General features: G+C 68.0%; 19 protein-coding genes and 1 pseudogene. 10 read left to right on the top strand and 10 right to left on the bottom strand.

Annotated elements, in window-relative coordinates; all coding sequences use genetic code 11:
• From ABIC52_RS05285 to ABIC52_RS05275, 3 genes are all read right to left on the bottom strand, one after another.
• Complete coding sequence (locus ABIC52_RS05285; RefSeq protein WP_126890419.1) at nucleotides 1-288, bottom strand: hypothetical protein; 288 nt, start codon at nucleotides 286-288, stop codon at nucleotides 1-3.
• 72 nt (nucleotides 289-360) lie between these two features.
• Complete coding sequence (locus ABIC52_RS05280; protein WP_354026809.1) at nucleotides 361-810, bottom strand: BLUF domain-containing protein; 450 nt, start codon at nucleotides 808-810, stop codon at nucleotides 361-363.
• 63 nt (nucleotides 811-873) lie between these two features.
• The gene (locus ABIC52_RS05275; protein ID WP_354026808.1) at nucleotides 874-1437 is read right to left on the bottom strand and encodes a hypothetical protein; all 564 of its coding nucleotides are present in this window, start codon (nucleotides 1435-1437) and stop codon (nucleotides 874-876) included.
• 95 nt (nucleotides 1438-1532) lie between these two features.
• Here ABIC52_RS05275 and ABIC52_RS05270 point away from each other — a divergent pair, with 95 nt between their 5' ends.
• From ABIC52_RS05270 to ABIC52_RS05260, 3 genes are read left to right on the top strand one after another with little or no spacing between them, the layout of a single operon-like run.
• Nucleotides 1533-4892 (top strand): DEAD/DEAH box helicase, encoded by a 3360-nt coding sequence (locus ABIC52_RS05270; protein WP_354026807.1) that lies wholly within the window; start codon nucleotides 1533-1535, stop codon nucleotides 4890-4892.
• Between the two features lie 55 nt (nucleotides 4893-4947).
• Nucleotides 4948-5229 (top strand): hypothetical protein, encoded by a 282-nt coding sequence (locus ABIC52_RS05265; protein ID WP_126890422.1) that lies wholly within the window; start codon nucleotides 4948-4950, stop codon nucleotides 5227-5229.
• Nucleotides 5229-5645 carry a type II toxin-antitoxin system VapC family toxin gene (locus ABIC52_RS05260; protein WP_354026905.1) on the top strand — a complete coding sequence of 139 codons (417 nt, stop codon included), beginning with the start codon at nucleotides 5229-5231 and terminating at the stop codon, nucleotides 5643-5645. Before ABIC52_RS05265 ends, ABIC52_RS05260 begins: the two co-directional genes overlap by 1 nt.
• A 19-nt stretch (nucleotides 5646-5664) precedes the next feature.
• Here ABIC52_RS05260 and ABIC52_RS05255 read toward each other — a convergent pair whose 3' ends face one another.
• The gene (locus tag ABIC52_RS05255) at nucleotides 5665-6444 is read right to left on the bottom strand and encodes an aldo/keto reductase (protein WP_354026806.1); all 780 of its coding nucleotides are present in this window, start codon (nucleotides 6442-6444) and stop codon (nucleotides 5665-5667) included.
• 95 nt (nucleotides 6445-6539) lie between these two features.
• Between ABIC52_RS05255 and ABIC52_RS05250 the strand changes: the two genes are divergently transcribed.
• The 4 genes from ABIC52_RS05250 to ABIC52_RS05235 all read left to right on the top strand — a co-directional run bounded on the left by ABIC52_RS05250 (nucleotide 6540) and on the right by ABIC52_RS05235 (nucleotide 10073).
• Complete coding sequence (locus ABIC52_RS05250; RefSeq protein ID WP_354026805.1) at nucleotides 6540-7385, top strand: HNH endonuclease family protein; 846 nt, start codon at nucleotides 6540-6542, stop codon at nucleotides 7383-7385.
• A 141-nt stretch (nucleotides 7386-7526) separates the two neighbouring features.
• The gene (locus tag ABIC52_RS05245; RefSeq protein WP_354026804.1) at nucleotides 7527-8318 is read left to right on the top strand and encodes an SDR family oxidoreductase; all 792 of its coding nucleotides are present in this window, start codon (nucleotides 7527-7529) and stop codon (nucleotides 8316-8318) included.
• 182 nt (nucleotides 8319-8500) lie between these two features.
• On the top strand, nucleotides 8501-8941 hold the full coding sequence (locus tag ABIC52_RS05240) for an SseB family protein (protein ID WP_354026803.1): 441 nt from the start codon (nucleotides 8501-8503) through the stop codon (nucleotides 8939-8941).
• A 265-nt stretch (nucleotides 8942-9206) separates the two neighbouring features.
• Nucleotides 9207-10073 (top strand): hypothetical protein, encoded by an 867-nt coding sequence (locus ABIC52_RS05235; RefSeq protein ID WP_354026802.1) that lies wholly within the window; start codon nucleotides 9207-9209, stop codon nucleotides 10071-10073.
• Nucleotides 10074-10099: 26 nt separating this feature from the next.
• Here ABIC52_RS05235 and ABIC52_RS05230 read toward each other — a convergent pair whose 3' ends face one another.
• The gene (locus ABIC52_RS05230) at nucleotides 10100-13585 is read right to left on the bottom strand and encodes a TM0106 family RecB-like putative nuclease (RefSeq protein WP_354026801.1); all 3486 of its coding nucleotides are present in this window, start codon (nucleotides 13583-13585) and stop codon (nucleotides 10100-10102) included.
• Between the two features lie 103 nt (nucleotides 13586-13688).
• Between ABIC52_RS05230 and ABIC52_RS05225 the strand changes: the two genes are divergently transcribed.
• Nucleotides 13689-14120 (top strand): TY-Chap2 family putative peptide chaperone, encoded by a 432-nt coding sequence (locus ABIC52_RS05225; RefSeq protein WP_435526066.1) that lies wholly within the window; start codon nucleotides 13689-13691, stop codon nucleotides 14118-14120.
• 539 nt (nucleotides 14121-14659) lie between these two features.
• Here the strand turns inward: ABIC52_RS05225 and ABIC52_RS05220 are convergent.
• From ABIC52_RS05220 to ABIC52_RS05200, 5 genes are read right to left on the bottom strand one after another with little or no spacing between them, the layout of a single operon-like run.
• Nucleotides 14660-15400: a M48 family metallopeptidase gene (locus ABIC52_RS05220; protein WP_354026799.1), complete on the bottom strand. Its 741-nt coding sequence runs from the start codon at nucleotides 15398-15400 to the stop codon at nucleotides 14660-14662.
• A gap of 13 nt (nucleotides 15401-15413) precedes the next feature.
• Entirely contained in the window at nucleotides 15414-18491 is a 3078-nt protein-coding gene (locus ABIC52_RS05215) for a type I restriction endonuclease subunit R (RefSeq protein ID WP_354026798.1), read from the bottom strand.
• The gene (locus ABIC52_RS05210; protein WP_354026797.1) at nucleotides 18488-19216 is read right to left on the bottom strand and encodes a TIGR02391 family protein; all 729 of its coding nucleotides are present in this window, start codon (nucleotides 19214-19216) and stop codon (nucleotides 18488-18490) included. The genes ABIC52_RS05215 and ABIC52_RS05210 overlap by 4 nt, the downstream gene beginning before the upstream one ends.
• The gene (locus ABIC52_RS05205) at nucleotides 19213-20424 is read right to left on the bottom strand and encodes a restriction endonuclease subunit S (RefSeq protein WP_354026796.1); all 1212 of its coding nucleotides are present in this window, start codon (nucleotides 20422-20424) and stop codon (nucleotides 19213-19215) included. Before ABIC52_RS05205 ends, ABIC52_RS05210 begins: the two co-directional genes overlap by 4 nt.
• Nucleotides 20421-22871: a type I restriction-modification system subunit M gene (locus ABIC52_RS05200; RefSeq protein ID WP_354026795.1), complete on the bottom strand. Its 2451-nt coding sequence runs from the start codon at nucleotides 22869-22871 to the stop codon at nucleotides 20421-20423. Before ABIC52_RS05200 ends, ABIC52_RS05205 begins: the two co-directional genes overlap by 4 nt.
• Nucleotides 22872-24033: 1162 nt before the next feature.
• Between ABIC52_RS05200 and ABIC52_RS05195 the strand changes: the two are divergent.
• Nucleotides 24034-25512 (top strand): annotated as a pseudogene (locus ABIC52_RS05195) (nuclease-related domain-containing protein); the annotation flags it as partial.
• The gene (locus ABIC52_RS05190) at nucleotides 25431-26291 is read left to right on the top strand and encodes an SDR family NAD(P)-dependent oxidoreductase (RefSeq protein WP_354026904.1); all 861 of its coding nucleotides are present in this window, start codon (nucleotides 25431-25433) and stop codon (nucleotides 26289-26291) included. The pseudogene ABIC52_RS05195 and the gene ABIC52_RS05190, both read left to right, overlap by 82 nt.
• Nucleotides 26292-26451 lie beyond the last annotated feature (160 nt).

Raw genomic sequence — 26451 nt, 5'->3', positions numbered from 1 at the left:
CTACTCCGCCACCACCCACACGTGCTGCGCCTGCCACCCCTCCGGCACGGTGTTCCGGTAGGCGGCCAGCGCCGCCTCGTAGTTCGGCCCGGACGCCTCGTGCTCTCGCGTCTCGCTCGACCGCGCGGTCGCCTTGATCGTGGTCTCCCCCGTCGCCTTGCTCTCGACCGCGTTCGTCTGCGTCAGCGCGAACCCGTCCAGGTCGAGTGCGGCGACCGCTGCCTCCTTGGCCGCCACGACGGAGTCCGCGTAGCCCTCGGCCTCGCGCGTCTCGGTCGAGCGGATCATGCCTCGCAGTGTCGTCACCGGACCAGTATGACCCGATCGATCCAGGTCCCCGAGCACGACAGTCGAACGGCGTCAGGCGTCGCGCCGGTGCTTGCCCTTCGCCGCCGTCGGGTCCGCCATCGGGTGGTTCCGGAACCACCGCAGCAGCTCACGCGGGCGGCTCTGGTCGGCACTCTGGTCCCCCTGGTCGAGGAACGTGCTGAATCCCTCGGGCACCGCGACACCATCGGACTCACGGTCGTACGCCGTCGACCACTCCGGGAACCGCCGCGTGTGGATCGACTCCTCGACGAGGAGCCGAACGTCGTCGTGCCGCTCGTCCGCGACGATCCGTCCGTAGGTCGCCATCACCGCGTCGTACGGCCCCTCGAGCAGCTGCATGAAGCGTCCGCCCCGGTGCACGAGCATGCCGGTCAGCCCGTCGGCGGTGTTCCGCGTCCGGGCGTGGTCGAGCACTGCCTCGAGGTCAGCCTCGTCGAAGGGCTCGGTGGCGGAGCTCATGTACACCAGTGACTGCAGCACGCATCGATCTTGCACCTGAGCCGCTGTCAGCGACGCCCCCAGAACGGGACGCGGACAGTTACATCAGGCGAGTGGCGTCCAGTCGAGGACCTGACCGTCATCGGTGCAGTACGTCGTGTCCGAGTCCTCGGTGGTGGTCTTCGACCACGACGGCGACCAGTACGAAGCGTCGATGTCCCGCTGCTTCGGGAAGACACCGACCACGGTGCCGGCCGACGTGTCGGGCTCACCGGGCACCGGATCGACGTCGAGGGTGTCCGGGTCGAACCATCCGTAGGTGGTCGCCCCGGTGATGCTGTCGAACTCGATGTACATCGTGATGTGGTCGTCCTGCGACTCCGTGCCGAGCTGCACCTGGTACTCCTGCCGCGCCCCGTCGTCGTCCGTCGGCACGTCGGACCACTCGACGCGGTAGGCGTCCGCGGTCTCCTCGACGGAGACCGACCCGGTCCCGGAGGCGAGGTCGCAGGACGCCTTGCCGGGCGTCGCCGCCGTCGTCGCGCTCGCGCTCGGGGCCGGCGCCTCGGCAGTCCGTGTCCCCGCGCCGAGCACACTGCACCCCGACAGGGCGACCACCGTCGCCACTGCCCCTGCCACCACGGCTCCGCCGCGCACTGCGTTCCCCATGCGATCCCCCTCGTGTCGCGCGCCCTCCGGCGCCCGCCCACGCTAGCAGCGGAGGGCCAGCAGCGGAGGTCGGTGGCGCCTGGCACGATGGACCCGTGCCCGCCGCCCCGATGATCGACGCCGTCGACGTCATCCGGTTCGTCGGGCCGCAGACCTTCGGCCGTGCGCGCGACGTCGTCCGCGCCGGCCTGGTCGAGGACGCCACTTGGCACGACGACGACGGCACGGTCACCGCGACCGTCTCCGGCTCCGCCGACGACCCCTACGAACTCCGCGTCGAGACCACCGTCGCCCGCGGCGAGTTCGTCCGCCCCGTCCGCAGCACGTGCTCCTGCCCCCTCGGCGGCGACTGCAAGCACGTCGCCGCCGCGCTCCTCACCATCAACGCGCGGGCCCTCGCCGCCGAACCCCGAGCAGCGACTCCCCCGGCCGCTCCTCCCGCCCCGGACTGGAGGCTCGACCTCGCCCGCCTCGCCGGTGACGACGACCAGGTGGTCGACCCGCAGGGCACGCCGATGGGTCTGCAGTTCGAGTTGCGTGACGCCGTCCCGGCCGCGCTCGCCTCACGAGCGCGAGCCGCCGGCCGGGCGCTGCCGTCGCGAGCTCGCGGTGTCCGGCTCGGCGTGCGCCCGGTCACCCGGAGCGCCGCGGGCAACTGGGTCCGCGGGCAGCTCACCTGGGGCACGCTCCCCTACTCGATGAACCGGCTCGGCATCCCACACGAGCAGCACGCCTGGTTCCTGCAGTTCTCCGCGCTGCACCGAGCCGGGCAGCTCGCGGGACTGCCCGGCGAGAGCGACTGGGTGCACCTCGACGACTTCGGCAGCCCGCTGCTCTGGCCGCTCCTGCAGCAGGCACCCGGGCTCGGGATCGCCTTCGTGACCGGCAAGCGCGAGGGCGGCGCGGCGCTCGGGAGCGAGGCCCGTGTGCTCCTCGACGCCGCGCGGCACGACGGCGCGCTGGTCATCGGCGCGAGCGCGGTCGTCGACGGGCGCCCGGTGCCCGAGGGTTCGGCGCGCACGATCGGCGACCACGGCGTCTACGCCTTCCGCGAGAGCCCCGAGTTCCACGTCACCCTGGCACCGACCGCCTCACCCGTCCCGGCGGACCAGCGCCGGATGCTCGTCGAGGGTGCGCGCGTCACCGTCCCGCCGGAGTCGGTCGACGAGTTCCTGGCCGACTGGTCGCCGCGGCTCCGCGGAGCGCTCGGCCTCGTCAGCTCCGACGGCTCGGTCGAGCTCCCCGAGCGCACACCGCCGGAGCTCGTCCTGACGGCGACGTTCGAGCCGGCCCGGGCTCCGCGGACCGACGACCGCCTGCACCTCCAGTGGCGCTGGCACGTCGACGGACGGAAGGACCCGGTCACGCTGCACGGCCCGCTCCCCGACCTGTCGGGGGTGCGCGCCGCGGACGACCCGGCCGACCCGTCGGCGCAGGCCGACGACGGCAGGCGATCTGCGCCTCCCGGCCCTGGTGGCGGTCTCGCCTGGTTCGAGGACGGCACGGTCGACGGTGCGGACGTCGCGGTCTTCGCGGCCGAACTCCTGCCGGCCCTGCCCGCACACGGGGTCCGGACCGTCGTGCAGGGCGAGCCCGGCGACCACGAACGGTTGACCGGCCGGCCGCACATCCGTGTCACGACGATGCCGTCCGAGAAGCACGACTGGTTCGACCTCGGCATCTTCGTCACCGTGAACGGGCGGCAGATCCCCTTCACCCCGCTGCTCCGGGCACTGGCGAAGCGCGACCGCCGCATGAAGCTCATCGACGGGTCGTACCTGTCGTTGGCGGACCCGACGTTCGACCGGCTCAAGGAGCTCATCGAGGAAGCCCGTGAGCTCGACGAGTGGGAGCCCGACCAGGCCCTGACGGTGACCCCGCTGCAGGCCGGGCTGTGGTCCGAGTTCGACCAGCTGGCCGACGAGACCGAGCACGACGAGCGCTGGCAGCGCATCGCCGCTGGCCTGCTCGACGCCGCACCGCCGGACGAGGTCCCGGTGCCCGACACCGTGCACGCCGACCTCCGTCCGTACCAGCACGCCGGCTACGCCTGGCTCCGGTTCCTCCGGGAGCACGGCATCGGCGGGGTGCTCGCGGACGACATGGGTCTCGGCAAGACCCTGCAGGTGCTCGCGATGATCGCCGCCGCCCGCGAGGCCGAGCCCGACGCACCACCGTTCCTCGTCGTCGCGCCGACGTCGGTCGTCGGCAACTGGGCGGACGAGGCAGCACGCTTCACCCCGTCGCTCCGGGTGACCACCGTCACGGCGACCTCGCTCAAGGACCACACCCGGGTCGCCCGCGCGGCCGCGGAGTCGGACGTCGTCGTGACGTCGTACGCGCTGCTGCGCCTCGACGCCGCCGAGTACGCCGGCGTGTCCTGGTCGGCGCTGGTGCTCGACGAGGCGCAGTTCGTGAAGAACCCGCAGTCGCAGACGCACCGGGTCGCGGCCGAGCTGCCCGCGCCCGTGAAGTTCGCGATCACCGGGACCCCGCTCGAGAACGGGCTGACCGACCTCTGGGCGCTGTTCCACGTCGTCGCGCCCGGGCTGCTGTCGTCGTGGTCGCGCTTCGGTGACGACTACGTGAAGCCGCTCGGCTCCCCCGACCTGCGCGGGGACGCCCGCAAGGAACTCACCGCCCGGCTCAGGCGCCGGATCCGCCCGCTCATGCTCCGACGGACGAAGGAGAGCGTCGCGGCCGACCTGCCGGCGAAGCAGGAGCAGGTCGTCCGGGTGATGCTCGACCCCGCGCACCGTGCGCTGTACGAGCGGACCCTGAACCGGGAGCGGCTGAAGGTCCTCGACCTCATCGACGACCTCGCGCGCAACCGGATGATCGTCTTCCGGTCGCTCACGCTGCTCCGGATGCTCGCGCTGTCACCGGCACTCGTGCAACAGACGGACCAGGACGCCGACGACGACATCGCTGCCGGTACGGAGCCCGTTCCCTCGGCGAAGCTCGACCTGCTGCTCGACGAGCTCGAGCAGCTCGCCGCCGAAGGCCGCCGCGCCCTGGTCTTCAGCCAGTTCACGACGTTCCTGCGGATGGTGGCCGAAGCGCTCGACGCTCGCGGCATCGGGTACGAGTACCTCGACGGGTCGACCCGGAAGCGCCCGCAGGTCATCGACCGCTTCCGGAACGGCACCGCGCCCGCGTTCCTCATCTCGCTCAAGGCCGGCGGCTTCGGGCTGACCCTGACCGAGGCGGACACCGTCTTCGTGCTCGACCCCTGGTGGAACCCGGCCGCCGAGTCCCAGGCGGTCGACCGGACGCACCGCATCGGGCAGACCCGCTCGGTGAACGTGCAGCGCTTCATCGCCGAGGACACCATCGAGGAGAAGGTGCTCGCCCTCGCCGCCAAGAAGGCGGAACTCTTCGCGACCATGATCGACGACGACGCCCTGTTCGCCGACGACCTGTCCGCCGACGACATCCGCTCCCTGCTCAGCTGAGCAGCGACATACGAACTCCTTCGCGCCCGGGCATCCGCGTCAGTACCGTCGCCGCATGTTCGTCGACGACAGCCGCTCCGCCCAGCCTCGTCCCGCGCCGCGCGTCCCGGTCGCGGACCTCCTGACGCGCAGTCACGCCGACCCGGAGGTCGAGCCCGATCTCGAGCCCGAGCCCGAGCCAACTCGGACGGGAGTCATCCGCCGCGATCCGGCCACCGCAACGTCCACCTTCCGCCTGCGCAACGGTGCGGAGGTGACCCTCGGCGGCTCCTTCGGTGGCAGCCGTGGGGTCTGGTCAGGCGCGGCAGCGCGACCGCGGAGGCAGCCGGCGCGGTGATGGTCCTCGACACGAACGTCGTCATCGCGCTCCTCGACGAAGGCGACGGTCTGCACGAGCGCGCGTACGACCTGATCGAGGACCACGCGTGGGACGAGTTCTGCACCTCGGCCCTGACGCTCGCCGAGATGCTCGTCCGACCAGCCTCCCGCGGGCACGCCGACCGCGAGCGCGGCACCATCGCGCGGCTCGGCGTCACCGTCGTCCCGGTGACGGACGGCACCGCTCGCAGGGCTGCCGACGTCCGTGCCACCCGTCGGCTCGGCATGCCGGATGCGGTCGTCCTCGTCACGGCTCAGCGCCTGCAGGGTCAGCTCGCGACCTTCGACCGGAAGCTCGGCCGCATCGCACGCGCCGAGGGCCTCGTCGTCGCCGAGCCGGACGACGACGGCGGGCCCTGGCCGTTCCCGACCTGAGCCCGCCGTCGCATCCGGTTCAGCCGGCAAGTCCGTCGATCCGCGACACCTCGTCCGCGGACAGCTCGAGGTGTGCCCCGAGCGCGTTCGACCGGATGCGCTCCGGGTTCGACGACTTCGGGATCACGACGAACCCGTGCGCCACGTGCCACGCCACGATGACCTGCGCACTGTCGGCGTCGTGGGCCTCGGCGATCTCGACGAGCGTCGGGTCCTGCAGGTTGCTCGCCTTGAAGGGGCTGTAGCCCTCGAGCACCACGCCCCGCTCGTGCAGCCCCGCGGCGACCTCGGCGTCGTACTCGGCCGGGCTCCACCGGATCTGGTTCACGGCCGGGGCCGTCCCGGTGGCCTCGATCAACTCGTCGATCTGCGCGAGCGAGTAGTTGCTCACCCCGACGGCTCGGGTCAGCCCGTCGGCCTGCGCCTGGACGACCTGCTCCCACACGTCGGGTCGGGCCTCGCCGTTCGGCGGCCAGTGCACGAGCCACAGGTCCAGGTGGTCGAGCCCGAGCTGCTCGAGGCTCTCCTCGATGGTCTGCCGGACACGGTCTGCGTTGTCCGGCGGGAGCTTGGTCGTGACGAAGACGTCGTCGCGCGCCAGGCCGGAGTCGGCGAGCGCCTTCCCGACGCCGCGCTGGTTCGAGTAGCCCGTCGCGGTGTCGATGTGGCGGTAGCCGGCCTCGAGCGCGGCACCCACGGCGGCGGGGGCGTCGGCGTCCGGGATCTGCCAGGTGCCGAAGCCGAGGAGCGGCATCGATCCACCGGTGACGGGCACGGAGGGGTTCGCGTGATCGGTCATGACCCGTGTCTACGCCTCGCTCCGTCGGTGCCGCACGGGATGATCGGGGATGGTCCACCCGGGCCCGTTCCACCGCACCACCGAAGGCTCTCCCCATGACGTCCCGTCGACGCCGTCCGCGTTCCACCCGTTCGACCTCCTCACGCCGCAGGGCTCGGGCCTCGCTGACCTCGCTCGGCCTCGTCGCGGTGGTCGCCCTGGCCGGCTGGCTGCTGCACACCACCGGCGTGACCGACGCCGACGCGAGCGCGGACGGGACGCCCTCGTCGACAGCCGCACCGACGATCACCGCCGCACCGACGACCGACGCGGGCGGCGGGGCCGGGCCGGGCGGCGCCTCCCGGCCGACCGTCGACGCGACCGAGCCGATGAGCCCGTCCGACGCGACCGCAGCCGAGACCGCCCGCCGCCAGCTCGCCGCCCTGCCCGTGAAGGGCAAGGCCCCCGCCACCGGCTACGACCGCGAGGCCCGCTTCGGCACCGCCTGGCTCGACGTCGACCACAACGGCTGCGACACCCGGAACGACGTCCTCGCCCGCGACCTCACCGACGTCGAACGGCAGGGCCCGTGCAAGGTCCTGCGTGGCACCCTCGTCTCCCCGTACACCGGCGAGCGCGTGGACTTCGTGCGGGGCAACCGGACGTCGACCCTCGTGCAGATCGACCACGTCGTCGCGCTCGAGAACGCGTGGCGCACCGGCGCGCAGCAGCTCAGCCAGGAGCAGCGCGAGGCCTTGGCGAACGACCCTGCGAACCTGTTCGCCGTCGACGGCCACTCGAACGCGCAGAAGCGGTCGGGCGATGCGGCGACCTGGCTCCCCGCGGACACGGCGTTCCGCTGCACCTACGTCGAGCACCAGATCACGGTGAAGACGACCTACCGGCTCTGGGTGGCGCCGGCGGAGCGCGACGCGATGGCGCGGGTGCTCGACCGGTGCTGAGCACCTGATCGCCTGAGCGCCTGGTCGCGTCTAGGCGACAGGTGTAGCCTAACGTCCATCGATGCACGCGCATCGATCCGGACTCGTCGCCCCACCGCTGGACCCGAGCCCTTCACCGTCGAAGACCGCAGGAGGCCATCCATGACATCCACCACCCGCTTCACCGACCGCGTCGTCCTCATCACCGGCGGCGGCTCCGGCCTCGGCCGTGCGACCGCCGTCCGCCTGGCCGCCGAGGGCGCACAGCTCTCGCTCGTCGACGTCTCCTCCGACGGACTCGAGGCCACGAAGGCCGCCGTCCTCGAGGCGACCCCCGACGCCCAGGTCCTGACCACCGTCGCCGACGTCTCCGACGAGGCGCAGGTCGACGCCTACGTCACCGCGACCACCGAGCGCTTCGGCCGCATCGACGGCTTCTTCAACAACGCCGGCATCGAGGGCAAGCAGAACCTCACCGAGTCCTTCACCGCCGCCGAGTTCGACAAGGTCGTCTCGATCAACCTGCGCGGCGTGTTCCTCGGCCTCGAGAAGGTCCTGAAGGTGATGCGCGAGCAGGGCTCCGGCAAGGTCGTGAACACCGCGAGCGTCGGCGGCATCCGCGGCGTCGGCAACCAGTCGGGCTACGCGGCCGCCAAGCACGGTGTCGTCGGCCTGACCCGCAACTCCGCCGTCGAGTACGGCCAGTACGGCATCAGCATCAACGCCATCGCACCGGGCGCGATCTGGACGCCGATGGTCGAGAACTCGATGAAGCAGATCGACCCGGAGAACCCGCGGAAGGCCGCCGAGGAGTTCATCCAGGTCAACCCGACCAAGCGCTACGGCGAGGCCCCCGAGATCGCGGCCGTCGTCGCCTTTCTGCTGTCGGACGACGCCTCGTACGTCAACGCCGCGGTGGTCCCAATCGACGGCGGGCAGTCGGCCAAGTACTGAGCGTGGTCCGTCCGGTGCCCGGCGCACCTGGTGGGTCGGGCGCCGTCGTCGGTCGGGAGGCACACCCCACCCCCGCAACGCCGCTCGCTTCCGGCGCGGAGGTGGCAGCGGCGGCGCCGCATTCGGTTCCGCTCCGGCGACGTGGGAGCATGGCCGGGCACACCACGGCGGAGGGAACCCCCATGAGCAGCAACGACACGAGCGGGTCGGCGTTCGGTCCCGGTGCCGGCAAGACCGAGTCGCCCGCCGGAGCCCTGCGGCGCCGCATGGCCTCGTCGGCGCAGGGGTTCCTCGGCAGCGCCGCCTGGGTGCCGTGGAAGCCGGCGGACGACCCCGAGGGCGGGAGCATCGCGCACGTGATGATCCGCGACCTGCCCTTCGTCCCGGTGTTCACCGACCCCGCGCAGCTCAGCGAGGGTGTCCCCGGCACCGAGGCCCGCCCGGTCCGCATGGCCGAGCTCGTCACCGCGGTCCCCGAGGAGTTCGGCATCGTCGTCGACCCGACCAGCGCCGAGGACGCGAACTTCCTGCACGCCGACGTGCTCGCCGGGATCCGGGCGCAGATGCGCGGCGAGATCCCCGGCGACGAGGACGCCGAGGCCGCGGGCTCCGCCCAGGGCTAGGCCGCTCCCGACCGGGCCGCCCGCCCGGGACTGGCTCGGCGGACCTGCTCACCGCCATCCGCGGCTGGATCGCGATCGTAGTGGCGTGGCTGTCCGCTCCTGACCACCGGACGGACCCAGTTCTGGGGATTCTTCAGGATCGCCTCGATCGGCACCATGGGATGGTTGCCGAACCGAGGGGGCGGACGTGCCGTTGGGTGGACCCGGACCGCGAGACTGGTCGCCGAGCGAGCCGTCGACCCCACCGACGCGGACCCGGCGAGGGATGCCGCCGCTGTACGCGCCGTCTCCGCTCCTCGCCGCAGCCTCCGCAACGGACTGCACGACGCCCCGCACCCGCCCGTGGGCGTTCGCGACACTGTCGATGCTGCTCGGCCTGGGGAGCGTCGTCCTCGCGCTCGTGGAGCCGCAGCACCAGGGCGTGCCGTCGGGCTTCATCGTCAGCACGATCGGCGTGACAGCGATCGCCTGCGGTGTCCAAGCAGTCCGTCGCGCCCGATGGGGCTCGGTCGTCTCGAGGGCGTTCGGCCGGGTCGGGATCGTCCTCGGCGCGGTCGGCTCTGCGCTGATGCTCTACGCCCTGCTGGCGTTCGGGCTGGTCAGCGTGGGAGTCCAGCTGCCCGCGCTCTCGCTCCCGGCGCTGACGTCGACAACGAACCTCGGACCCTCTGCCGCCGGCGCCGACGTCGACGTCGACGTCGACTCAGCAGACCAAGCCGCAGCCGGTGACGGCCAAGACCTTCCAGCGGTCGCCGAGTCCGACACCGGCACGGCCGCGCCTCCTCCCGCAGCTGCCCCAGCTGCCGTTCCCGAGGCATCCAGCGAGCAGCCGTCGGGAGCTCTGACCGTCGACGGCGAACGCAACGCCCTGATGCAGAGCGCTGGCACGCTGTCGTTCGCCATGCGTCAGTACTCTCCGAGCGGCGTCTACCCGTCGGAGCTCGTCGTCGCTGAACAGCCGAGCAGGCTCGCGCTCACGGACGGGACCGGGCTCGCCTCGGTGCCCGAGGGCACCCGAGTGCTCTACTCGGTCGCCGCAGACCGCTCAGCATGGTCAGTCACCCTCGTGGGTGCGCAGCACGGCTCGGTCGTGACCTACAGCTCGGCGGTCGGCACCATCCAGGCCGGCTGACCACCAGGCAGCCGCCCGGAGCGCCGTCAGCGGCGCGGCTCGACCAGCTCGATGAACCGCGAGAGCAGCGACAGTCCACTGATCGACGGGGGCAGCCCCGTCGTGAGCGCCGGCGAGTAGACGAGGTGCGCCGCCCACTGCGCGCGGGACAGCGCCACGTTCAACCGGTTCGGCATGAGCAGGAAGTCGAGCCCGCGCGGGATGTCCGCCGCACTCGAGGCCGCGAGTGACGTGATCGACACCACGGCCTCGCGCCCCTGGAACATGTCGACCGTCCCGACCTGGGTCCCTCGGAGTCCGGCGCGGTCGAGGGCCTCGCGGATGAGGGCCCCTTGCGCGTTGTACGGCGCGACGACGATGACGTCCTCGTCCGTCAACGACCGCGACACCTCGCCGTCGACCCACCGGCGGCCGATCAGGCTCTGGGCGAGCTCGACGACCCGTGCTGCCTCCTCTTCCGACGACGTCGTGTTGCCGCTGTGCACGACCGGCACCGGGTGGACGCCCGGGTCGAGGTCGTCCAGGTGCCGACCGCTCACGATCGACGTCAGCTGCCCGTCGTACGACAGCCCCGAGACCGACGCGGTCAGCGCGGGCTCCATCCGCCGGGTGTGCGCGAGGAAGTAGCCGAACTCCGGCGGCAGCACGTGCTCGCCGTCGGCCAGCCAGCCGAGCGCCGACTGGTCGACCGGCTCGGGGTGCGACCCCTGCGACACCTGGGGCAGCTGCTGCGGGTCACCGAGCAGGAGCAGGCGCTGCGCGGCGATCGCCGACGCGATGGTCGGGGCGAGCGAGAACTGCCCGGCCTCGTCGACCACGAGCAGGTCGAGGGAGCGCCGCGGGATCGTGCCCTCGTTCGCGAAGGTCCACGCGGTGCCGCCGACGACTCCCCCGGTACCGGTCTCGGCGCACGACGACAGGAAGGCCGAGACGGCGGCATTGTTCTTCACCGGGGTCCATGCCGCGACCTCGAGCTCGTCCTCGGTTGTGCCGGACTTCGGCACCTTCACGACGCGGTCGGCGGGTACGCCGGCGCGGACCACCGACGACAGGAAGTTCTCCGACGTGGCGTGGGACTGTCCGACGACCCCGACGCGCCATCCGTGCTCGCGGACGAGCCGCGCGACGACGTTCGACCCGACGTAGGTCTTGCCCGTGCCGGGAGGGCCCTGGATCGCCAGGTACGACCGGTCGAGCCCGAGCAGCGTCGTGACGACCGCGGAGACGGTGTCGTCGCCGGCGACCCGGGCGAGGGCACCGCGCGGCGGCACCCGGCGGAGCAGGTCGAGCGCCGGGTCGGGCAGCATCGACGGCAGGGCGTCGAGGACCTCCTGGCCCCACTCGGCGATCGCCTCGGGCTGCGGCTTCGCCCGTGGTGGGGCGGCCGGTGCGAGTGCGACCGGGAAGTCGTGGTGGGGCTCGCCGCCGCCGACCGGCAGGCTCTCCTTCACCAGGACCTCGAACGCGTCGCCGTTGTCGGCCGCTTCCAGCACGACCGCGCGGGCCGACGCACCCTTCGAACCCGGCGCCGGAGCGGTGACCGTTGGCGGGAGTGGGTCGTCGTAGACGAGGTGGGGCGTGCCTCCCGGCCGGATGCGCGAACCGGGCGCGAGCGTCCCGGACAGGCGGATCTCCCGTGACTGCGAGCGGGCACGCGGCAGCGTGTCCCAGTCCCGCTCGACGGAGGCGCGCTCGACGACGAGGACGTCGCGGGTGTCGGCCCAGTCGTCGACTGGGTTGCGGAGGCGGTCGAAGTGGTCCTGCCAGAAGGTCTTGGCCTCGCGGCGGTGGTAGTCGATCGCGGCGGCCGCGAGCGCCAGGGCGGTCTGGTCGGCGTCGCGGTCGAGGGGGTCGACGTCCGCGATCTGGGCGGCGAGGGCCGTGTACACGGGGTTCGGCTCGCGCTCGACGGGGATCGGCGGCAGGAGCTCCGTGTCCTCGGTCGCCGGCTCCGTGCGCGGGGGCCGCAGCGAAAGCAGCCAGTCGCGCAGCCGGAGCGTGGAGCGGCAGTCGTAGGCGTTGTAGTCGGCGACCTGATCGAGCATGCGCTGGCCGGTGGCGGGGTCGCCGTTCCGGAGCTCCTCGATCGCCTCGACGTAGGCGGTGATGCTGTCGGCGGCGTTCGTGACGTCGCTGAGGCGGAGGTCCTCGCCCATGTACAGCGGCTCGAGCTTCTTGATCGAGTAGCTGTGGCTGCCGACGACAAGGGCCTTGCGGACGATCGGGTACAGGTCGACGAGGACGCCGGCGCGGAGCAGGTCGTCGACGTCGTCCTCCCCCAAGCCGTGCCGGGCGGCGAGGGACAGCAGGTGCGTCCGCTCGTACGCGGCGTAGTGGTACACGTGCATGCCCGGGTGCTGCGCGCGGCGCTCCTTGACGAGGGCGAGGAAGTCGATCAGCGCCTGGCGCTCGTCGCGGATGGTGTGCGCCCAGAACGCGGTGAAGTCGGCGCGGTCGTCGACCAGGCCGAACAGGTAGTCGAGACCCCAGTGCACGCCGTCCTCGGTGTGCAGGGGGTCGCCCTCGAAGTCGAAGAAGACGTCGCCGGGGTCGGGCTCCGGGATCGCGTCGAGGGCGCGGGGGTCGTGGAGTTCGAAGCGCGGCTTGGTCCTGTTGGTGTGCCCTGCTTGCTGCTCGGCTTCGGTCTCGGTCTGGAGGCGCGCCTGCCGTACCAGCCGATCTTGCGTCGACCGCGACATGCCGGGCACGGCCGCGGTGCGGTCCGCCAGGTCGTCGATCGTCCGCACGCCCTGCCGGATCAGCTTCGCGCGCTGGTCGAGGCGCATTCCCGCGACGAGGACCAGGTCGCGGTGCTGCTGCACCTGGGTCTGGCAGATGGTGCAGCGGCCGCAGCTGGAGTAGCGGGGGTCGCCCCACTGCAGTTCCTCGTGCTCCTGCATCCGCTCGGCGATGACCCGTTCGAGCTCGGCGCGCTGCGTTCGGTACACCGGCGCGATGTCGGCGAGGTCGTGCGTGGTGGTCGTTCGGTCGCCGAGGACGAGGTGGACCTGCTCGCCGGTGGGGATGCCGTGCGCCTGCATCTGCTCGGCGTAGGCGGCGAGCTGGAGCAGGGCGCTGATCTTGGCGTGGCGGGCAAGCTTGGTGTCGTAGACTTCGTAGTCGCCCTGGTCGTTGCGGATGATGAAGTCCGCGAAGCCGATGAAGCCCGGGTGTTCGGGGGTCGCGGGCTCGTGGAAGGTCGGTTGGTAGAGGACGTCGGCGCCGGTGGTGAAGGCTGTTCTGGCTTCGGCGGCTGCTCGGGCGTAGTCCGGCGGAGCGGGGCGGTCGAACTCGATGACGTCGTGGGTCTGCTTGAGGAGGTCGAGGTAGTCGAGCTCGTGCTGGTCACCCAGGCGTGCGGTTCGCTCGAGCATGTCGTCGTGCTCGTCGGGCAGGGGTCCGCCGCGGCCGAGCTTGGCGTCGAGGCGGCGGAGGAACGCCCACTCGCAGGACGCCCACGTGCTGAGGTCGCTCGGGCTGAGCAGGACCTGCCCGTCGGTGCTGATATGCATGCGCTCCCCCTCGTCAGTTGCCGTGAGGAGAGCCTAGGGCCGGGCGCCGACACCCTCGACGCGGACCAATCAGGGACCTATATGGCCTCGTCGCACGACATTAGTGAGACCCACGGAAGCAGGGACGCACCCTGGACGCACCTCCCTACTTTGTCCCGGGATACAGTTGTCAAGGGAGGGGGCACTGTGGCAACCGGGCGCCGAGCCGATCGTCCAGCTGAACCGAAACGGGACGTTGCATGCCGGTGCCTCGAACGAGACCGTCGCGACGTGGACCGACGCCGTCACCGCAAACGGACCCCACGACCTGGTCAAGCTCCTCGAGGAGGCGAGCGGCCACGAGATGCACGGCCAGGCCCCGCCCACCACGCCGCGAACGCTCGCCTACCGCTTCATCTCGGGAGTGCTGACCGCCCTGGTTAACTCGCGATACGAGTGGGACGCGCGGAACGAGTTCGTCGACTCGTCTGGCGACGACGCAGAGCTGCAAGGCTACCTCCGCGGGTTTCCTGCCGCCGTCGAGACAGCGAAGTAAACTCCGCGCTTGGGTATTTTTTACGAGCCCGAGTCGCACTTTTAAGCTCTTCTGGCGAACGAACGACCTATCGCTCTAGTCTCACTCGAGGGGATGCTCTTCTACCGGAACGTCACGGTGAATCTCCTTGAGCTGTTCACGCAGACAGGACACTCGCTCGAGACGGTCGTCGGCAGTCAGCTCGGGCGGCTGGCGCGGGGTGCCGCGGCGGCAGCAGCTGGTTCAACGCCGAGCTAGGACACTGTCAAGCTAGACGGACGCCACTGGGGGCTGGCGAAGCTCGACGGCGTCCATTGGTGCTATTACCCGCATATTATGCACCGCCGTGAGCAGCTCTCCATTCGGCACCTCGAGACGCACGATGTCGAGCCGCCAGGACCCGTCAATCTGCGCCTCGTCGGTGCGTAGGCGGTCCCGCCAATCGCGCAAGGGGATCGTGCGACCGTTCGCTCCTTCGACGTCAGGGCCACCCCGGGAACCGCTGTCGACGACCCATCCCTTCAACGCCGAATTGAGCGACATGACTCACACCGTCATGACTAGCTATGGCCGGCGCGGTCCGGCGGCTCGGGTGCTCGGCCATAGGCATGCCACTCCTCTTCGGCAAGCGGCGCCCCGTTGAGCTCGTCCCGACGCATCCGCCAGTCGGGCAGATTGGCGTCCATCAGCGCTGCGAAGCGGGCGCCGTGTCCACGCTCGAAGTAGTGATTGAGCTCGTGCACCACGATGTACTCGAGGCAGTCTCGGTGCTTCTTAGCGAGCTCGAGATTGAACCAGACGCTACGGGTCTCGCGGTTACAAGAGCCCCACTTCGTCTTCATCTTGCGGATAGTCCAGGTGGGCACCACGACACCGAGCCGCTCCTCCCACTTAGCAATCAGCGCAGGAATATCGGCGCGAAGTTGTTCGCGGTACCAGCGCTCGAGGTAACGGCGTCGTTGCTCGACGGTAGCCTCCGCAGCTACGTAGAGCGCCAGGCGATCACCGTCGAGTTCGACGTGGCCACGGCCCGGCCGCTCAACGACCTTCAAGCGCTTCCGCACCCCCCAGACGTAGTGGGACTCGCCCGTCACCATCTCACGCGTGCTCTGACGCTCCGCACCTTGCAGCTTCGAACGCTGGCGTCGGATCCATGGCAGACGTTGCACAACTGCCAGTCGAATCAAATCGTCATCGAAGCGCGTCGGTGCAGCTACACGAACGCGGCCGGCCGGCGGATAAACGGCAATGTGCAGGTGCTTGATGTCCTTGTAGACCACATCGATGTCGATGCCGCGCACCGTGAGATATGCACTAGCTGTACTCATCGCGAGCCCTCACGAGATTGAACAACGCCTCAGCTCGAGCATCCCCCCTCGGCAGCGAGCGAACGATGATGCGTTCGACCTGTCGCCGCTTGAGGGGATTCTCCTTCCAAGCATGCTGCTTGACGTTCCGGACGGCCGAGTCCACGTTGAACGCAAGCTCCGCGTCTCCGTCGAGAGTATCGATCAAGGCCTGCTGGCCACCGTTCTTGGCCCACGACGGGTAGGTCTTGCCGGTGTCCTTAGCGCCGAGCTGCTGCGCGGCTTCGAGCACCTTGGCGAGGAACTCCTCGTACTCGAGTGCCTGCTTGCGCCGCTCCTCGAGAATGGCGTCGAGCAGCTCACTCATGCGGTCGTAGAACTTCGGGTTGAGCGCATGCTCGTCGATGATGACCTTGCGCATGTTGTTGACGATGGTCTCGGCGACAGCATCCTTGCTCTTGCGGATGCCGGGCGGGAGCTTATCGATCGCGCCGTCGCCGAGATTCACGATGAGGTCGATCAGGCCGACGTCCTCGAAGTTGGAAACGACCTCGGAGGCTCCGGCCTTGATGTAGGTGTCGAGCAGGAAGCGCATGTCCGCTTCGTATGCCTTGAAGTTGACGTCCTCTCCGGCCGCGAGCTTCACTTCAGCGCGCACGTCGCTGTAGTGGGCGATCTCACGCTTGATCTTCCCGACGTCGGCCGGGCTGTAACCGCCCTCGGCCATGTCATTCGCGATGTTCGCGAAGGCGCGTGTCACAGCCGCCACAGACTTGTATAGCTCGACCCGCTTTGGTTCGTTGGCCTTGATCTGCTCAGCCTTGCCCGTGTCCTTGGCCACGAAGTAGGCCCTGTACTGGTCGGTGCCCTTCGGAGGCAGAACCGGCTCGCAGAGGGCGCGGATCCGCTCCAGCGCGTCGTCGAGATCCTCACGCGCCTTATCGATGCGATCGGTCAGCAGGCCTTCGATGTCCTGCTTCTCGTAGCCCTCAAGCGCTCCAGAAGTGTAGTCGTGAATGGCGCTTTCGAGCGAGTTGAACAGGTCGCGGTAATCCACGATATAGCCGTAGTCCTTGTCGTCACCGTCGAGGCGGTTGACACGGCAGATGGCCTGGAAGAGCCCGTGGTCCTGCATCTTCTTGTCGATGTAGAGGTACGTAGCGCTCGGTGCGTCGAAGCCTGTCAGGAGCTTGTCGACCACGATGAGCAGGCGCATCTGGCCCGGCTCCTCGATGAACTGCTTCTTGACTGCCTTCTCGAACTCCTCCACTCGGCCCATGGCTTCATTTTCGGAGGTGTCGAAGTAGTCCGCCAGCATCTTGCGGTACGTGTCGTACTGGGCCAGCTTCTCGGTCTTGCCAGCGCCGGCGTCTTCCTTCGAGATCTCGTTGGCGTTCGGCTGGTAGCTCGTGACGATGGCGCACTTGCCTTTGAAGCCGGCGTTGACGAAGAGGTCGTAGAACTTGCAGGCTTGGTAGATACTTGAGCCGACCAGCATGGCGTTGCCGCGGCGGTCCATGAGACGCGGCTTGGTCTCCATGTCGATCAAGATGTCAGCGACGATCTGCTCGGCGCGCGACTTGCTGGAGACGACCTTCTGCATGGTGCCCCAGCGTTTCTTGAGCTCGGCGCGGGAGAGGTCGGTCATGCCCTTGGTCTTGGCCTCGAACCACTTGTCGATGTGGGCCGGCGAGGTCAGCTCCTGGTCGATGTCACGGGCTTCGTAGCGGAGGTCGAGCACGACGCCGTCGGCGACGGCCTCGTTGAACTTGTAGGTGTGGATGAACGAGCCGAAGGTCTCGATGCTCGTTGCCTTGTCGGCCTTGAGGAGTGGCGTGCCGGTGAAGCCGATGAACATCGCTTCGGGCAGCAGGTGCTTCATGGCGCGGTGCATCTTGCCGGACTGCGTTCGGTGGGCCTCGTCGACGAAGACGAAGATGTTCCCCTTCGCCTTGAAATCCTTGGGCAGAGCCGCGTTGAGCTCGGCGATGAAGTCATCGGTGTCGGCTTCGGACTCGTCGCTGCCGCGGAACTTGTGGACGAGTGAGCCGATGAGCCACTCCTCCGACTTGTTGAGAGTCGCGATGAGGTCGGCGCCGCTCTTGGACCGGTAGATGTCTTCGTTGACGCCCTGGAAGACCTTCTCGATCTGCTCGTCGAGCTCAGTGCGGTCGGTGATGAGCAGCACCCGCGCATCGGGCTGGTTCTCCCGAATCCACTTGGCCAGCCACACCATGGTGAGGCTCTTCCCGGATCCCTGGGTATGCCAGATGATGCCGCCCTCGCGCCTTGCGATGCGCTCCTGCGCGGCCTTGATACCGAAGTACTGATTGTGGCGCGGCCCCTTCTTGACGCCCTTGTCGAAGACGATGAAGTCGTGGATCAGCTCGAGGAAGCGCTCCTTGGAGCACATCTCGTGCAGGCCCCGGTCAAGCAGCGACTCAACGTCCGACTCTTCCTTCCACTCGAGCCAGTACTTCTCAGGCGTATCGATCACGCCGTACCTGAGTCCCTCGGCGTCGTTGCCTGCGAAGAGGTACTGAACAGTGGAAAAGAACGGACGAATGAAGTCCTTGCTCTGGTTCCCAATGGACTGGCGAATGCCCTCGGTCACCGAGACCTTGGAGCGCTTGAGCTCGATGACCCCGAGAGCGAGGCCGTTGACGTAAAGCACCACGTCAGGACGCTTGTTGTGCTGCCCGAAGACGGTGACCTCTTCGGCAAGAGCGAAGTGATTGGCCGTCGGCGTCTGCCAGTCGATGAGCCAGACCGTCTGCGTATGCTCACCGGCCGCGGCCCGTACTTTCACGCCGTAGCGCAGCATCTGGTACACATCGCGGTTCGCCTCGTAGAGGTTGTGGCCTGAGCCAACGGCGGCGGCCTTCTCAAGCTGATCGAGCGCCCGAGTAATCAGCCCGTCCTCATAGCCGCGGGCCCGGAGGCTCTGCGTCAGCAGGTCCGTCTCGATGCCACTTGTGCGGTTCCCGTCGTGCCAGTTGCCGAGGTACTCGTAGTCGAGCTGCTCCGCGAACAGCTTTACGACGCGATCCTGCGTCTTACGTTCGATTTGGCCTACGGTGCTCATGACGGTTCTCCTGCGCGCTCCACAGTTGATTCATCCACCCACCGCGCCAGCACGCTGAGCGCAGCCAGGTGCTCCAAGGCGACCTGTTCGGACATCTCCTGATCCACCTCATGACTGAGCGGGTTCCGGATGCCTGCGAAGACGCCTTCCGCGAACGCCATGGCGCCGCGCTGCAGCGACCGATACGTGTCACTGTCCTCCGGAGTCATCCGGCGAAGCCGTGCCTTGCCAGACTTCGCGTCGTCGAGCGAGAACGACTGCTTGAATAGGTCCGTCTCGCTGACATCGCGGCGGCCGACCTTGTTCTGAGCCTCAGCATTCAGCTTGGTCGCGGCGTCGCGCACAGCCTGGACAAAGTGACCGGACTGCCAGAGGGAACGCGCACCGCTCCAGATCCAGGGGTGCAGGTTCGTGGCAGAGATTTCTGGAGCATTCTCGCCGAGCTTCTCGCGCAGCTCCTGCTCTCGCTGGAGCTGAGTTCGCCCGCGGCTGGCGGCCTCCCGCAAGCCATCCCACTTCCGAGACGTTTCCCGGAGTCGAGCCCGCCAACCTGGAGTCGCTCGCTCGAGGATATGTTCCACCACCTGCGCCTGGCCGGCGATCTCATCCGATTTACCCCGGATGAAGGAACCGATGACACCAGGCGTACTCGAAGCCACATATGCGGTCATGTGGATAAACGCGTCGAGCTGTTCGATGGCCCATTGTCGATCCATACCGCTCATACGGCAGCCTCCACAGGTAAGCGGGTGCGGCCGGTCAAGAGCTGCTGCATCATGCCCTGCTTGATTGCGCGCGCCTTGCGGAGCCGATCACCAACGGCCGCTAGTTCCCGGTCTGTGTCGTGGATCACTTCCGCGATCGCATTCTGCTCATCACGTCCAGGAATCCTGAGTTCCAGATTTGCGAGCGCGGCGCTATTGATGTGCACGACAGCGTCACCCTGTCCCTTACGGGCCTTCTGCCTTGCGATCGCAGGCGTATTCAACAGCGAGGCCAGGAAGACGGGATTGAACCCCGTTCCTCGGAAGAGGATGATATCTGCGCCCGCGACAGCATCGCGATCACCTACGTACGCGAGACTCATCCCGATCTCAGCCTTGGTCTCCCCGGAACCAGCGAAGAGAACGTCACCCTTTCGGACAGGCAATGCAGTCGCCGCAACCTCCGGTGATATGAACGAACGAGCACGATCGGTGTAGTCATCGAACACGGTGTAGATCTCGCCGTACCGAATGCAAGGTATCCCCGACGAACGCACGTCATCACGCTTGATTCCTCGACCCTTGAGGAAGGATCCCAGCTCACCGAGCCGGATGTCGTCCCACTCTCCCGAGGAGCCGGGCAATCGAGTGCGGCCGGTCAGAAGTCCCTGCATCATACCTTGCTTGATCGCCTGCTTCTTGGCAATAAGGCGTTCAAGCGTAGCGATCAAGTCGTCAGCATCGTCGAGTGCCTCCGCCATTCGTTGCTGTTCAGTATGTGGGATGCAAGGAACGGTCGTAGAGCGAACTTGTACCAAGCTGATCTGTGGATACGCCTGCCCTGTGACGATTGATCCGTAGTACTCACGCATCTTCTGTTGTGACAAGTAGTGGTAAACAAAACGCGGATCGAAGTTTCGATCTATTACACGGATCCGTGCAATGTGTTGATTGATATTTGCCGCCCCGACTCCGTGCAGCCGGACGACACGTCCGACGTTCCCGGTGATCGTCATCAGGATGTCGCCATCCTGGACACGACTTCGACGTAGAGCGTTATCCGCCTTCTTGGAGATAAACATTGACTGCCGCATGTCGAGCCCGTGGTCGGCGACACATTCGCTGCGAAGGAACGGCACACCAAACGTCTCCCAGGAGTACCCATAGGTCGTAGGCGTCGCACCCTTCGTAATGAAAGCTGATATCTCGCCGAGCAACTTCGAGGTCATCCCTGCACCCCCATGACTACCAAGTGACTCTTGACCTGAGCTTCGAGCTTCGCGAGCTCGGAATCGAGATCCGCGAGCGTCGCGGCATAGCGCTCACCTAACTTTTGGATTCGATCGACGAGCACTAGCGTTAGCGCATCGACCTCCCCGTCGCCCCTCGTCCCGACGGTCGCGTGCCATTTGTCATCAAGAACGATCAACTTCACGTCCGCGTCAGTGAGCTCGTCGTACTTCCGCAGCGTCACCGAGTCGAGCGCAGCCTGAGCCTCCTTCGCCGCCTTCTTGGCCGCGGCTTCCCGGTTCACCAACTCAAGAGCGGCGTTGGCGCAGTCGAGAGTCTCCTGGTCACCGCTCGCTCGGGCTTCTCTGATTACCGCGCTGACTAGCTGCTTGGTGTACGCACCCTTGTCGTTGGTCGCCTCGGCGAGAAGCGCCTCGTCGACGCCATGCTCTTCGGCGTGTTCCACCACTGCGGCGGAGGCCGACTCGAGCTTCGCATTTAGCTCATCGACACGAGCCTGCTCGTTCGCGAAGTAACGATCCACGATCAGGGATGGCGGGACGACGTCCATCTTGTACTTCGTCTTGCCACGGCCGGCGCCGATCTCGAGGTCCGGATCCTCCGACAGCCTGCGCTCCTTGTCCTCGATCGTCTTGCGCGGCTTGGCAGCGCTTGTCCAGGTGCCGCCGTTCGCAAGTTCGGTCATGATCAGGAAGACGTCGTCGTGCATGACCTCGTTCCAGTAGCTCATGAGCTGTTGGTACACGTCGTACTCGTCAAGCAGCGGCATGTCCTTGAACCGCTCGAGCAGGTCGTCGCCGAGGGTGCGAATCAGGTTGTTCGGTTTGGTGTTCGCGTCGATCGCAAGCAGTGCCGCGCGATGGGCGGCGAACCAGTCATCGACGACCTTCTCGACGTCCGCGCGGATGAACTCGAGTCCGCTGCGGTTGAGCGCGTAGTCCTGCACCTCGGAGAGATCGACCTTGAGCTTCGAGTAGCCCTCCCGAAGCGGCTCAAACAGAGCGTCCTTCAGCGCGGGGAGCGCCTCCCAGTAGTGCTGCAGCGCATCGATGTCGCGATTCGGGATGCCGCCGTGCAGGTGAGCTGAGAGGTCCTGGAGGTCCTCGGGCTCCAAGCTGTCGATGTAGCGCGGGATGTTGAGGTTGTAGTTGTTCTTCGGGTCGGCGATCTCGCTCATCGGCACCATGCGCGAGTAGCCGTCGATCTCGACCTGGCGGTTGAAGATATCGACGATCTTGTGGATGTCCTGGTCGCGGAGGCGGTTCTTGTTGCCGTCCTTGATAAATTCCTTGCTGGCGTCGACCAAGAAGACGCCGGTGCGGCTGACCGCGTTCTCCTTGTCGAGCAGCACGATGCACGCCGGGATGCCGGTGCCGTAGAAGAGGTTGGCGGGCAGGCCAATGACGCCCTTGATGAAGCCTCGCTTGAGCAGCTCGCGACGGATATTGCCTTCAGCGTTGCCTCGGAAGAGCACGCCGTGCGGAAGGATGACTGCGGCCTTGCCGGTCGACTTGAGCGAGGCCAGCGCATGCAGAAGGAAGGCGTAGTCGCCGTTCTTCTCAGGCGGCATGCCGTACTCGAAGCGCCCGTAGTCCTGCTCGAGCCCGTTCTTCCACGACTTGATCGAGAACGGCGGGTTCATGACGACGTAGTCGAAGGTCTTGAGCCGCGTGCCCTCGGTCAGCTGCGGGTTTGTGATCGTGTCGCCCTTGTAGATCTCCGCGGTCTCGTTGCCGTGGAGGATCATGTTCATCTTGGACAGGGCCCAGGTGGCGTTGTCCTTCTCCTGGCCGTAGATGGTCATGCCGCGCGGCGCCTCAGCGGCTGCCTTGAGCAGCAGCGAGCCGGAGCCACAGGCGGGGTCGTAGACCGTCTCGTCCTGACGGGTCTGGCTGTTGATGCCAACGACCTTCGCGAGCACGCGCGAAACCTCGGCCGGCGTGTAGAACTGTCCCTTGCTCTTGCCCGACTCGGTAGCGAAGTGGCGCATGAGGTACTCGTAGGCGTCACCCAGCAGGTCGTCGCCCTCGGCACGCGAGCCTCGGAAGTCCAGGTCCTTGAAGATCGTGACCAGCTTCGACAGGCGATCCTGAATCTCTTTGCCGGAGCCCAGCTTCTCGCTGTCGTTGAAGTCCGCCTGGTCGATGACGTTGCGGAGGCCGTTCGCGTCAGCGAGCTTGCCGATGATCTTGTTGAACCGGTCGCCGATTTCCTTGTCGCCCTTGGCGGCGAACATGTCGTCGAACGAGCCACCCTCAGGCACCTCGATAAGGCTGTCGGGATCTGACTTCGCCTTATCCGAGACGTACTTCATGAATAGCAAGGTCAGGATGTAGTCCTTGTACTGGCTGGCATCCATGCCGCCACGGAGCTCGTTGCAGCTCGCCCAGAGCGAGCTGTAGAGGTCCGACTTCTTGAGAGCCACTACTACACCACCACCTTCGCCATAGGCGGCGCTACATTCGAATCTGCTGTGGTCAGGACTCTCATCGAGGCGGGTACTCCTTGCGCGTCTACGCGCGTTCGTTGGTGAAGCGAGCTCAGGCTCCAGGCTATCGGCGAACCACCGACGTTCGCTGGCGAGACTCGGCCGAGTCGCAGCGCGGGAGCGTGGCTCGAACCGCATGCGAGTCGACGTCCCAATCGTCGTCTTACCTAGGTTCTTGCAGACGCCCCGCTTGCTCACACGCAACCGTGCAGTACAGCGGTGCGCGGCCATGAGGCGCGACGCTGCTCAGGTGGACAAGCATCAGAACGCCCGCGAGCCCGCTGGAACCATGACACAGCGGTGCTCGGATCGCCTGACGAGCGATGTCAGGACTGCTGTAGCTTCGGCTGACTCGATCGAAGGATTTGGATCACGCCAAGGCCTGTCCGGAGGAGTCCGGACGCGAAGTTGTCGCGGTCGTTTGTCGTGCTGAAGTCGCAGATGTGGGTCGCGAAAGACTTCGAGATGTCTGTAGCGACGCGCACGACGGGCGTCGGCCGCCTGCATTGGTAGGGAACCGCTCCCGGTCCCGACTACGGCTAGGAGCGCGAGGCCGAGCGGGAGCTACAACGGTGCACGTCGCTGGTTGACGTCCTCGCTCCGGCGTAGGTCCCGCTGCGGTCAAGGGGTCCGCTTGCGCACCCGTCTAGAAGGTCACCGGCAAGTGCTCTCGTTCGACTACCGCTGCTCGACGCTGTTCGGCCTCAAGACCCACCCACTAATGTCCCCAGCCACCGCTGCCAGGTGCGTGAGCGACTGCCAGGAGCGGGCGCGGATGACCTCGTTGCCATCACCTTCGCCGGCCGCCGCCATCCTGCAGCTGGTTGGACAATCCGATACACCTCGGGGCGAGCCCTACAGAGGTTGTGCTGGGATCGCTGCTAGCCAGATGGACTCGGCGGCGCGTCGCGCTCGTGACCGATCGAGTGAGGAGCGCTCCGTCACTTCCCCAGCCCGGCTGGGTAACTGTTCCGGAGAAGCTCCGACCCCATAAGAGGTGCTAGCAACCACGTCACCCCTCCCGCGAGGCTGGTCCAGTACCGCGCTCCCAGGGAAGACGCGCGCTGCACCACGAGCAAAATCCCCCGGGGACCCAACCATGACGATCGCCGGCGAATTCGCAGGCCTCGAAGCCCGCCGCCAGCGCAGCCTCGCCCGCGAGCACCGCCGCCAAGCGGATGACGCCGAGCAGCGGGCCGCACGTTTCGAGATCGCCGAGCGCACAGAGAGCGAGACCGCCCGTGTCCTCGCCCCGCTCACCGGCATCGGCTACCACCTCCTCGCCGACTGCCGCTGGCCCGGCAGTAGTACCGCACAGGTCGACATGGTCGTCGTCGGCCGCGCCGGCGTCTTCATCGTCGACACGAAGGCCTGGCGCGAGGTGGCGGTCCACGGTGACCGGATCACCCGCGGTCAGGAGGAAGTGACCGACGACGTCGCTCGCCTCGCGGACCTGGCGTACGGAACCGAGGCCTCGCTCGCCGAGACGGGCCTCGCGCCGAACGAGGTGCACGCGATCGCGGCCCTCGCAGGTCAGCGGAAGATGCACGCCCGTGTCGCGTCGGTCGACGTGCTCGGGATGCACGACGTCATCGGACACATCACGAAGCGCGGCGCCCGTCTGTCGGCGTCCCGCGTCGACGAGGTCCTCGCCGCACTGCTGCACCACTTCCCCGTGATGGGCAAGCAAGCAGCCACAGCAGAAACAGCGCCACCGCACGCCGTCGTCCCCGCACCGATCCTCCCCCGCGAGCAGACCCCGGTGGTCGCTGACCTCGACGACGACCCCGCCGACCAACTGCTCGACGGCGTCCTCGACGCACCCATCGAGGACTGGATGGCCTTCCTCGATCCCGCCCAGACGAAGCTCGTCCGCCGCGGCTTCAACGGCCCGGCGCGCATCCGCGGCGCCGCGGGCACCGGCAAGACCGTCGTCGGCCTCCACCGCGCCGCCTACCTCACCCGCACCACCGGTCAGCGGGTCCTGTTCACCACCTACATCGCGACCCTGCCCAGAGTGCTCGAATCGCTGCTCGCCCGCCTCGCGCCCGACATGGTCGGTCGCGCCGACTTCGTCGGCGTGCACAAGTTCGCGAAGGACCTGCTGAACGAACGCGGGATCCCGTTCCGCACTCCCGGACTGGAGGCGCGACTCGCGTTCGACGACGCATGGAACGCGATCCGCGCCTCCAGTCCGCTCCGATCGGCGCGTTTCACGCGCCGCTACTGGGAGGACGAGATCAAGCACGTAGTCAAGGGGCGCGGCCTGACGCGCTTCGGCGAGTATGCGGACCTGGCGCTTGTCGGGCGGAAGCACGCGCTGCCGCTCGAGACGCGGCAGGCGGTGTGGGACCTGTACGAGGCGTACGAGTCCGGACTGCGGAAGCACCGCGCGCTGGACTGGGAGGACGTCGTCCTCCTCGCTCGTCAGTCGCTCCGTGAACGGCCGCTGGAGCGGTACGGCGCGGTGATCGTCGACGAGGCGCAGGACCTGTCGTGCGCGATGGTGTCGATGCTGCATGGGCTCGTCGGGGACCGGCAGGACGGGCTGACCCTGATCCTCGACGGCCAGCAGACGATCTACCCCGGCGGGTACACCCTCAGCGAGGTCGGCATCAGCCTCGCCGGTCGTGGCGTCGTGCTGGACGTGAACCATCGGAACACCGCCGAGATCCTGGACTTCGCGAAGGAGATGGTCGCGGACGACCAGTTCGTCGACATCGAGGGCGTCGACGGCGTCGGCGACTCCGTGTCCGACGTGACCCGATCCGGGCGCGTCCCGACGGTGCACCGAGCGACGAGCCGCGCCGACCACGACACCGCGATGACGGCGCACCTCGCCGTCCTCGCGGATCCGGGCACCTCGTCAACAACGCCGGCGTCTACCCGGGAGGCCCCACCGAGTCCCTCGACGACGCCACCGTCGACGACCTGCTCGCCACAAACATCCGCGCACCCCACGTCCTCGTCGCGGCCCTCGCCCCCGGCATGGCGGAGCGCGGCAGCGGCCACATCGTCAACATCGGCTCGTGGATGGCCCGCGTCGGCGTCCCGTTCATGGCCCTCTACCCCGCCACGAAGGCCGCGGTCGAACAGCTCACCCGCGCCTGGGCCGCCGAGTACGGCCACCGCGGCATCCGCGTCGTCACCGTCGCCCCGGGAGCGACGGCGACCCCGGGCAACGCCGACTCGGCCGACGTCCTCGCCGCGATGACGCAGGGCACCCCCGCCGGCGTCCCGGTGCAGCCGGTCGACATCGCCCGCGCCGTCCGCTGGGTGGTCTCCGACCAGGCCGCGTTCGTCACCGGCGGCACCATCGACGTCGACGGCGGGATCGCGTCGACGCGGATGAGCTGACCGCAGCCGGGCGGTTGACGGAACCACGTGACGGACGGGAGGCGGGGGGGCGGCCGGGCCCCCCCCCCCCCCCCCCCCCCCCCCAAAAACACCCCAAAGGCCGAGAACCCGTACGAACCGGTGGGGGTGTGCGCCCACCCCACGGAGGCCGCCCCGCGCA

Source organism: Curtobacterium oceanosedimentum (assembly GCF_040545555.1).
In the GTDB taxonomy this organism is placed as follows: Bacteria; Actinomycetota; Actinomycetes; order Actinomycetales; family Microbacteriaceae; genus Curtobacterium.
The sequence above is the reverse complement of the archived record's forward strand: the minus strand, read 5'-3'. Positions and strand labels throughout refer to the sequence as shown.

What these genes read in the sequence shown, in the direction of transcription:
- ABIC52_RS05285 (WP_126890419.1), bottom strand. Translation starts at nt 288, where the DNA reads ATGATCCGCTCGACCGAGACGCGCGAGGCCGAGGGCTACGCGGACTCC.
- ABIC52_RS05275 (WP_354026808.1), bottom strand. Translation starts at nt 1,437, where the DNA reads ATGGGGAACGCAGTGCGCGGCGGAGCCGTGGTGGCAGGGGCAGTGGCG.
- ABIC52_RS05265 (WP_126890422.1), top strand. Translation starts at nt 4,948, where the DNA reads ATGTTCGTCGACGACAGCCGCTCCGCCCAGCCTCGTCCCGCGCCGCGC.
- ABIC52_RS05260 (WP_354026905.1), top strand. Translation starts at nt 5,229, where the DNA reads ATGGTCCTCGACACGAACGTCGTCATCGCGCTCCTCGACGAAGGCGAC.
- ABIC52_RS05255 (WP_354026806.1), bottom strand. Translation starts at nt 6,444, where the DNA reads ATGACCGATCACGCGAACCCCTCCGTGCCCGTCACCGGTGGATCGATG.
- ABIC52_RS05250 (WP_354026805.1), top strand. Translation starts at nt 6,540, where the DNA reads ATGACGTCCCGTCGACGCCGTCCGCGTTCCACCCGTTCGACCTCCTCA.
- ABIC52_RS05245 (WP_354026804.1), top strand. Translation starts at nt 7,527, where the DNA reads ATGACATCCACCACCCGCTTCACCGACCGCGTCGTCCTCATCACCGGC.
- ABIC52_RS05240 (WP_354026803.1), top strand. Translation starts at nt 8,501, where the DNA reads ATGAGCAGCAACGACACGAGCGGGTCGGCGTTCGGTCCCGGTGCCGGC.
- ABIC52_RS05235 (WP_354026802.1), top strand. Translation starts at nt 9,207, where the DNA reads ATGCCGCCGCTGTACGCGCCGTCTCCGCTCCTCGCCGCAGCCTCCGCA.
- ABIC52_RS05230 (WP_354026801.1), bottom strand. Translation starts at nt 13,585, where the DNA reads ATGCATATCAGCACCGACGGGCAGGTCCTGCTCAGCCCGAGCGACCTC.
- ABIC52_RS05215 (WP_354026798.1), bottom strand. Translation starts at nt 18,491, where the DNA reads ATGAGCACCGTAGGCCAAATCGAACGTAAGACGCAGGATCGCGTCGTA.
- ABIC52_RS05210 (WP_354026797.1), bottom strand. Translation starts at nt 19,216, where the DNA reads ATGAGCGGTATGGATCGACAATGGGCCATCGAACAGCTCGACGCGTTT.
- ABIC52_RS05205 (WP_354026796.1), bottom strand. Translation starts at nt 20,424, where the DNA reads ATGACCTCGAAGTTGCTCGGCGAGATATCAGCTTTCATTACGAAGGGT.